The following is a 7,549-nucleotide window of genomic DNA, read 5'->3' on the forward strand; positions in this document are numbered from 1 at the left end:
AAGTATTATAATAATGAAAGAATTAAACTAAATTTAGAAGGTATGAGCCCGACTGAATATCGAGCTCATTATTATCAAAATTAATTATAAATTTGTCTAACCTTTTGGGTTCACTCTATTTTCTATCTGGTTTTTATTTACTTACTTTAGTGCTAAACCACGCACAAACCATATACAAACACGCTAAACAAAACACCTGTAATACACTCTATTTCTCAGGAATATGCTTCAAAATCTCCAAAACAAACTTCCAATATTTTTGGGCTGATGAAATTTGAGCACGTTCATCAGGTGAATGTGCTCCTTTAATATTTGGTCCAAAACTAATCATATCCATATCGGGGTAATTTTGACCTAGAATTCCACATTCCAATCCGGCATGACATGCAGCAACGTGGGCTTCTTCCCCATTCATATCTTTATATATTTTGGAAAGCACTTTTAAAATAGGCGATTGCATATTGGGTGTCCACCCTGGGTAATCGCCCGAAAACTCCACCTCGCAGCCTGTTAACTCAAAGGTAGCACGTAATGTATTGGCTAAATCGAGTTTAGAACTTTCAACCGATGAACGTGTTAAACAACCCACATGAATGTTTCCTTCTTTAACCACAACTTTTGCAATATTATTGGAAGTTTCCACCAAATTGGGGATATCGGCACTCATTCTGTACACACCATTTTGTGCTGCATACAAAGCTCTTGTAAACCCTTCTTGAACGCCTAAATCCATAATGGTTTTTGGTGTTTCCACTTTAGAAACCACTATTTTTAAATCGGGTTCCATGGTTTTTAACTCGGTTTTTATGGTTGCTGCCAAATCGTTAATTTCTGAAACAAAGGTTTCTTCATGAATGGCATCTATGGCAACTATGGCTTTACTTTCCCTTGGGATGGCATTGCGCAAACTTCCGCCATCAATTTCAGAAATTCTTAAACCAAAATTCTCAAAACCATCAAACAACAAGCGGTTCATAATTTTATTGGCATTGCCCAAGCCTTCATGAATTTGCATGCCGGAGTGCCCACCTTGCAAACCTTTCACCTCAATGCTAAACCCTATTTTAAATTCTGGGGTTTCTTCTTCTTGATAGGTTCTGGTAGCCGTAACGTCTATACCACCGGCACAACCTACGCCTATTTCATCATCTTCCTCGGTATCTAAATTCAATAAAATGCTACCTGTAAGCAAACCTGCTTTTAAGCCCATGGCACCCGTCATACCTGTTTCTTCATCAATGGTAAACAACGCTTCAATAGCTGGATGCGGAATGTCTGTACTTTCTAAAATGGCCATTATGGTGGCTACGCCCAAACCATTATCGGCACCCAAAGTGGTTCCTTTGGCACGTACCCAATCGCCATCTACATACATTTCAATGCCTTGGGTATCAAAATCGAAAACGGTATCGTTGTTTTTTTGGTGCACCATATCCAAATGCGACTGCATTACCACGGTGGTTCTGTTTTCCATGCCGGGGGTGGCTGGTTTTTTAATAATAACATTCCCTACTTCGTCTACGATGGTTTCCAAACCCAGATTTTCGCCAAAGTTTTTTATAAAGGCTATAACGCGTTCTTCTTTTTTTGAAGGTCGTGGTACCGCGTTTAAATCGGCGAATTTATTCCAAAGTTGGGTTGGTTGCAGTTGTCTTATTTCTGAATTCATGATGCTTTTTTTTAAGTTTTGTAAAGGTAGCAAAAAGGTACGGACTTTGGCAGCTACTCCTAATTGAGGCGGCATCCTTTCTGCGAAACAATGGTGACATAGAATAACTTAATGAAAACCAGTTAATTTGATAAGATCCCGAAACAAGTTCGGGACTGCTTCGCAGAAAGATATAGCCGAAAGCAGTAAGAAACCTTAATAAACAAACAACGGCTATTAGGTACAAATTTTTATTACTTTTGAAGCATGCCGAAAAACACAAAAACGATTATTGCCCTTTTGCTGATCCCTCAGTACGTATTGATAAAATGGGCATCTAACTACCCCGAATTTATTGAAACCTTTTATAGCGAAGGTGCTTACCAATATATTTCTAAGGCGCTTAGGTATGCGTTGGGTTGGTTGCCGTTTTCGTTTGGAGATTTGGTGTATGCGTTGGCCATTGTTTACATTTTTAGGTGGGTTTACACAAACCGAAAACGGCTGCGGAAAGACACCAAACAATGGGTGGTTGATGTGCTAAGTACGGTGTCTATTATCTATTTTGCGTTTCATTTGTTTTGGGCCTTGAATTATTACCGATTGCCATTGCATAAAAGTTTGAATTTAGAACACGATTACAATACGGAACAATTGGTAGCGGTTACTAAAAAGTTGATAGAAAAATCGAACGCCATTTACTTTAAAATTGCTGGCAACGACACGTTGAAAATTGATATTCCGTATAGCAAAAGTGAGATGTTAGACATGGCGCCATTGGGTTATGAAAATTTGAAAAAAAGTTTTCCTAAGTTGGAGTACCAACCGGCCAGTGTTAAAAAATCCTTATTTAGTTACCCATTAACTTATATGGGTTTTAGTGGGTATTTGAATCCTTTGACTAACGAAGCGCAGGTGGATGCTTTGATTCCTGTGTATATGTTCCCCACCACCACATCGCACGAAATGGCACACCAACTTGGGTATGCTGCTGAAAATGAAGCTAATTTTATTGGCTGTTTGGCCGCCATAAACCATGACGATATTTATTTTAATTATTCGGGTTATACCTTTGCACTTCGTTTTTGTTTGAATGAAATTTACAAGCGTGACGAAGCTTTATTTGAAACACTTTACGAGACCGTAAACAAGGGCGTTTTAAATAATTACAAAGAAGCCCGCGAGTTTTGGGATGCTTATGACAACCCTTTAGAATCCATTTTAAAAATAACCTACAGTTCGTACCTAAAAGCCAATAAACAGGCCAAAGGCATGGAGAGTTATAGCTATGTTGTTGCCTTATTGGTTAACTATTTTATTGAAAAATCTTTATGAAAAGTTAAAAAACACTGATAATTCTTTAATTAAATCTTAATTTTTCTACTTTTAGCGTTAATAATTGAAACTTTTAACCATGCTAAAAAAACATTTGGTTTTTATAACCTTATTATGCGCTACCCATTTGTTAAATTCACAAGATTACTTTCCAAAAAACGATGGCGTATCTGCAACAAACACAAATTACACAGCCATTACAAATGCAAAAATTTACGTAACTCCTACCCAAATTATTGAAAAAGGTACCTTACTTATTAAAGACGGTAAAATTGTAAATTCCGGATCTGCTGTTACCATTCCCAAAAATGCCGTAGTTATAAATGTTGATGGCAAAAGTATCTATCCTTCATTCATTGATATTTACTCCAGTTTTGGTGTTGAAAAACCCAAGCGGGAAACCAGTGGCAGAAGTGCCCAATATGAGCCTTCCAGAAGCGGCTACTATTGGAATGACCATGTGATGCCCGAAAACAATTCACATGAAAGGTTTAAATACGATGCAAAATCTGCTACCGAATTGCTGAACGCTGGTTTTGGGGTAGTTAACACGCACATTCATGATGGTATTGTAAGGGGCACAGGTACTTTGGTTGCCTTAAACAGTGAAAAAGGCAACGAACTTAGAATAATTGACCAAAATTCTGGTCAATACATATCATTTGAAAAAAGTGCCACCTCCAATCAATCGTATCCAGCCTCCATTATGGGAAGTATGGCTTTGTTAAGACAACTTTATATTGATGCCGACTGGTATGCTAAAGGACAAATAAAAACCAAAGACCTTTCATTAGAAGCCTTAAATAAAAATAAAAACTTGGTTCAATTTTTTGAAGCTGGCAGTAGAGCAAATATTATGAGGGCTGATAAAGTTGGAGATGCCTACGGTATTCAATATGTAATGCTTGGTGGTGGCGATGAATACGAACGCATCAAAGACATTAAAGCTACAAATGCGAAAATTATATTACCACTTAACTTTCCTGATGCCTATGATGTTGAAAATCCCTTTTTTGCATCTACCCTATCTTTAAGCGATATGCGTGCATGGAACCAAAAACCATCCAATCCAAAAATTCTTGCTGAAAACAATATTCAATTCGCATTCACAACCCATAATTTAAAATCTCCAAAAGATTTTAAAGAGCATCTATTGAAAGCAATAAAAGCAGGTCTTTCTAAAGAAAAAGCTTTGGAAGCACTTACTACCAGTCCAGCACAGATTTTAGGAAAATCAGATTTAATTGGGTCGCTAAAAAACGGAAGTTTAGCCAATTTCTTAATTACTTCCGGTGATATATTTGATGAAAAAACAATCCTTTATGAAAACTGGGTTCAAGGTGAAAAAACCGCTATTGAAGACATAAACAAAAAGGACATTAGGGGCGAATACAACTTTAATATAGCTGGTGAGGCTTATAAAATGACCATTAAAGGTGAATTGAGCAAACCTAAATTAGAGATAACCATTAATGACAAAACCTTAGGTTCTAAAATAAATTATGCAGATGATTGGGTAAACATTTCCATGACTACCATCGATTCTACAAAACAGGAATTCATTAGAATTGTAGCCCGTGTTGACGCTAACAATAATCTAAACGGAAAATCCATATTGGCAAACGGTAACGAAAATCCTTTTTATGCATCAGCTAGCAAAAAAGAGAATGAGGAAAAACCAAAAACAGATAAAGATTACGACGAAGCAGTTGATAAATTCTACCCTGTAGCCTATCCCAACAATGCTTACGGGTTTAAGGAATTGCCAAAACCCCAAACCCTATTATTTAAAAATGCTACGGTTTGGACTAACGAAAACGAGGGCATTTTAGAAAACACAGACGTACTTATAAAAGACGGTAAAATTGCCAAAATAGGTAAAAATCTATCAGATTCTAAAGCTACTGTTATAGACGCCAAAGGCAAACATTTAACAGCAGGCATTATAGACGAACACTCGCATATAGCCACAGCTTCGGTAAATGAAAGTGGGCAAAATTCATCCGCAGAAGTGAGTATTGAAGATGTGCTAGATGACACAGACATCAATATTTACAGAAACCTTGCAGGTGGCGTTACATCCATTCAAGTATTGCATGGGTCTGCAAACCCTATTGGTGGGCGTTCTGCCATTATTAAACTCAAATGGGGACAATCTGCAGACAACCTGATTTATACAAACACGCCAAAATTCATCAAATTTGCTTTGGGCGAAAACGTAAAACAATCCAACTGGAGTAGTTATTCCAGGTTTCCGCAATCGCGTATGGGGGTTGAACAAGTTTATATTGATTATTTTACCCGAGCAAAAGCATATGACGACTTAAAGAAAAGCGGCAAACCTTATAAAAAAGACATTGAATTAGATGTTTTAGCCGAAATTTTAAACAAAGAACGCTTCATTTCATGCCACTCGTATGTACAAAGTGAAATTAACATGCTTATGAAGGTGGCTGAGAAATTCAACTTCAACATCAATACATTTACCCACATTCTAGAAGGTTACAAAGTAGCCGACAAAATGAAGGAACACGGTGTTGGAGGTTCTACTTTCAGCGATTGGTGGGCTTATAAATTTGAGGTGAACGATGCCATACCCTACAATGCCGCCATTATGCACAATGCAGGTGTAACTGTGGCCATTAACAGTGATGATGCTGAAATGTCCAGAAGATTAAATCAAGAAGCTGCAAAATCGGTTAAATATGGAGGCATCAATGAAGAAGATGCATGGAAATTCGTTACCCTAAATCCCGCAAAACTTTTACACTTAAACCATAGAGTTGGGAGCATAAAAGTTGGAAAAGATGCCGATGTGGTATTGTGGACAGACCACCCACTTTCAATATATACCAAAGCAGAAAAAACAATTATAGAAGGCGTTACCTATTTTGATTTAAAACGGGATGAACTGATGCGGGCTGAAATTCAAAAAGAAAAAAATGAGCTTATCAACTTAATGATGCAAGCCAAAAACAAAGGCCTAAAAACTCAACCCATCAAAAAGAAAGATAAAGAATTACTTCATTGTGATTCTGAGGATAACGAATTCTAAAATATTAAAAAATGAAAACTCTAATTACATACATATCCATACTTTGCTGTTCTTTGATTGCAAAAGCACAACAAACACCCGCTCCAAAACAAACCCAAGATATTGCCATTATGGGGGCAACGGCTCACATTGGCAACGGAAACATTATTGAAAACAGTTTAATTATTCTTAAAGACGGAAAAATTACCACGGTAGCAGATGCTTCGGTTATCAAAATAGATTTAACAGGCATGGAAACCATTGAAGCCAATGGCAAGCATGTTTACCCTGGTTTTATCATACCAAATACCACATTAGGTTTGGTTGAAGTTGATGCCGTAAGAGCTTCTAAAGATGAGGCTGAATTGGGCACATGGAATCCGCACATTAGAAGTTTGATAGCTTACAATGCAGAATCTAAAGTGGTGGAATCTATGCGACCAAACGGGGTGCTTTTAGGACAGGTTACCCCTAGAAGTGGGCGTATTTCCGGAACTTCTTCCATCGTACAATTTGATGCATGGAACTGGGAAGATGCTGCCGTAAAAATTGATGACGCCATTCATTTAAACTGGCCAAGTAGTTTTACCCGTGGCCCGCGTTCCTTTGGAGGCAGTAGAACCTTAAAGCCAAATGAAAAATACGCTGAACAAGTAACTGAGGTTACTACATATTTTAAAAATGCCCTTGCCCATAACAATGTAGATAAAACAAAAACGCATTTACCTTTTGAAGCTTTACAGGGTGTTTTTGACGGTTCAAAAAAATTGCACATCCATATAGATGATGAAAAAGGGATTATTGACGCCGTAAACTTCGCTAAAGAAAACCAAATTAAAAACCTGGTTATTGTTGGTGGGGAAGATGCGTACAAAGTTGTCGATATTTTAAAAGAAAACAATGTGTCGGTAGTACTACAGCGCATACATTCATTACCCGATGGTGAAGATAAAGACTATGATTTACCCTATAAATCTGCAAAATTACTAACAGACAAAGGAATTCTTGTTGCATTGGAATGTAGCGGCTCCCATGAACGGGCAGAAACAAGAAATCTGCCTTTCCTTGCTGGTACTACTGTAGCCCATGGCTTAACCAAAGAACAGGCTTTACAGCTCATCACTTTAAATCCAGCAAAAATTTTAGGGATTGAAGGTAGATACGGCTCTTTAGAAACCGGTAAAAGTGCCACGCTATTTATTTCGGAAGGCGATGCTTTAGATATGCGCACCAATATCATTTCACATGCATTTATTGATGGGCGCCTTATAAGTTTAGAAACGCATCAAACGGAACTCTGGAAACGATACTCGGGGAAACACAGCAATAAGTAATAAAACTAAAAAGAGGCTGTTTGAAAAGTGTAACTTTGTGTCATATTGAGCCTGTCGAAATATTTTTAAATTATTGATAATCAATATCGGTTTCGACAAGCTCCTTTAGATTTGTTTTTATAAATTTAAGAAAGAGAAAGGAAATAAAGTGAACTAAGACAGGCTCTGAATTTTAATGTTCAATATGTGATTTAGACT

General features: G+C 37.3%; 5 protein-coding genes. 4 read left to right on the plus strand and 1 reads right to left on the minus strand.

The genetic code is table 11. The features are described from left to right. Nucleotides 1-84 (plus strand): IS3 family transposase (locus tag J8H85_RS19230; RefSeq protein WP_209656314.1); only part of this gene is annotated, 84 nt, incomplete at its 5' end. 124 nt (nucleotides 85-208) lie between these two features. Here the strand turns inward: J8H85_RS19230 and J8H85_RS18535 are convergent. Next, nucleotides 209-1,669: an aminoacyl-histidine dipeptidase gene (locus tag J8H85_RS18535; protein ID WP_209657161.1), complete on the minus strand. Its 1,461-nt coding sequence runs from the start codon at nucleotides 1,667-1,669 to the stop codon at nucleotides 209-211. 246 nt (nucleotides 1,670-1,915) lie between these two features. Between J8H85_RS18535 and J8H85_RS18540 the strand changes: the two genes are divergently transcribed. The 3 genes from J8H85_RS18540 (at nucleotide 1,916) to J8H85_RS18550 (ending at nucleotide 7,351) form a co-directional block, all read left to right on the plus strand. After that, nucleotides 1,916-2,983: a DUF3810 domain-containing protein gene (locus tag J8H85_RS18540; protein ID WP_209657163.1), complete on the plus strand. Its 1,068-nt coding sequence runs from the start codon at nucleotides 1,916-1,918 to the stop codon at nucleotides 2,981-2,983. 79 nt (nucleotides 2,984-3,062) lie between these two features. Beyond that, a complete protein-coding gene (locus tag J8H85_RS18545; protein ID WP_209657165.1) occupies nucleotides 3,063-6,038 on the plus strand; it encodes an amidohydrolase family protein in 2,976 nt (991 codons plus the stop codon). 11 nt (nucleotides 6,039-6,049) lie between these two features. After that, on the plus strand, nucleotides 6,050-7,351 hold the full coding sequence (locus tag J8H85_RS18550) for an amidohydrolase family protein (RefSeq protein ID WP_209657167.1): 1,302 nt from the start codon (nucleotides 6,050-6,052) through the stop codon (nucleotides 7,349-7,351). Nucleotides 7,352-7,549 lie beyond the last annotated feature (198 nt).

The sequence above is a fragment of the Mariniflexile gromovii genome, from assembly GCF_017814435.1.
Classification (GTDB): Bacteria; Bacteroidota; Bacteroidia; order Flavobacteriales; family Flavobacteriaceae; genus Mariniflexile; species Mariniflexile gromovii.

Excerpts from the sequence above, each read along its gene's own strand:
- J8H85_RS18535 (WP_209657161.1), bottom strand. The coding sequence starts at position 1,669 with ATGAATTCAGAAATAAGACAACTGCAACCAACCCAACTTTGGAATAAA.
- J8H85_RS18540 (WP_209657163.1), top strand. The coding sequence starts at position 1,916 with ATGCCGAAAAACACAAAAACGATTATTGCCCTTTTGCTGATCCCTCAG.
- J8H85_RS18545 (WP_209657165.1), top strand. The coding sequence starts at position 3,063 with ATGCTAAAAAAACATTTGGTTTTTATAACCTTATTATGCGCTACCCAT.
- J8H85_RS18550 (WP_209657167.1), top strand. The coding sequence starts at position 6,050 with ATGAAAACTCTAATTACATACATATCCATACTTTGCTGTTCTTTGATT.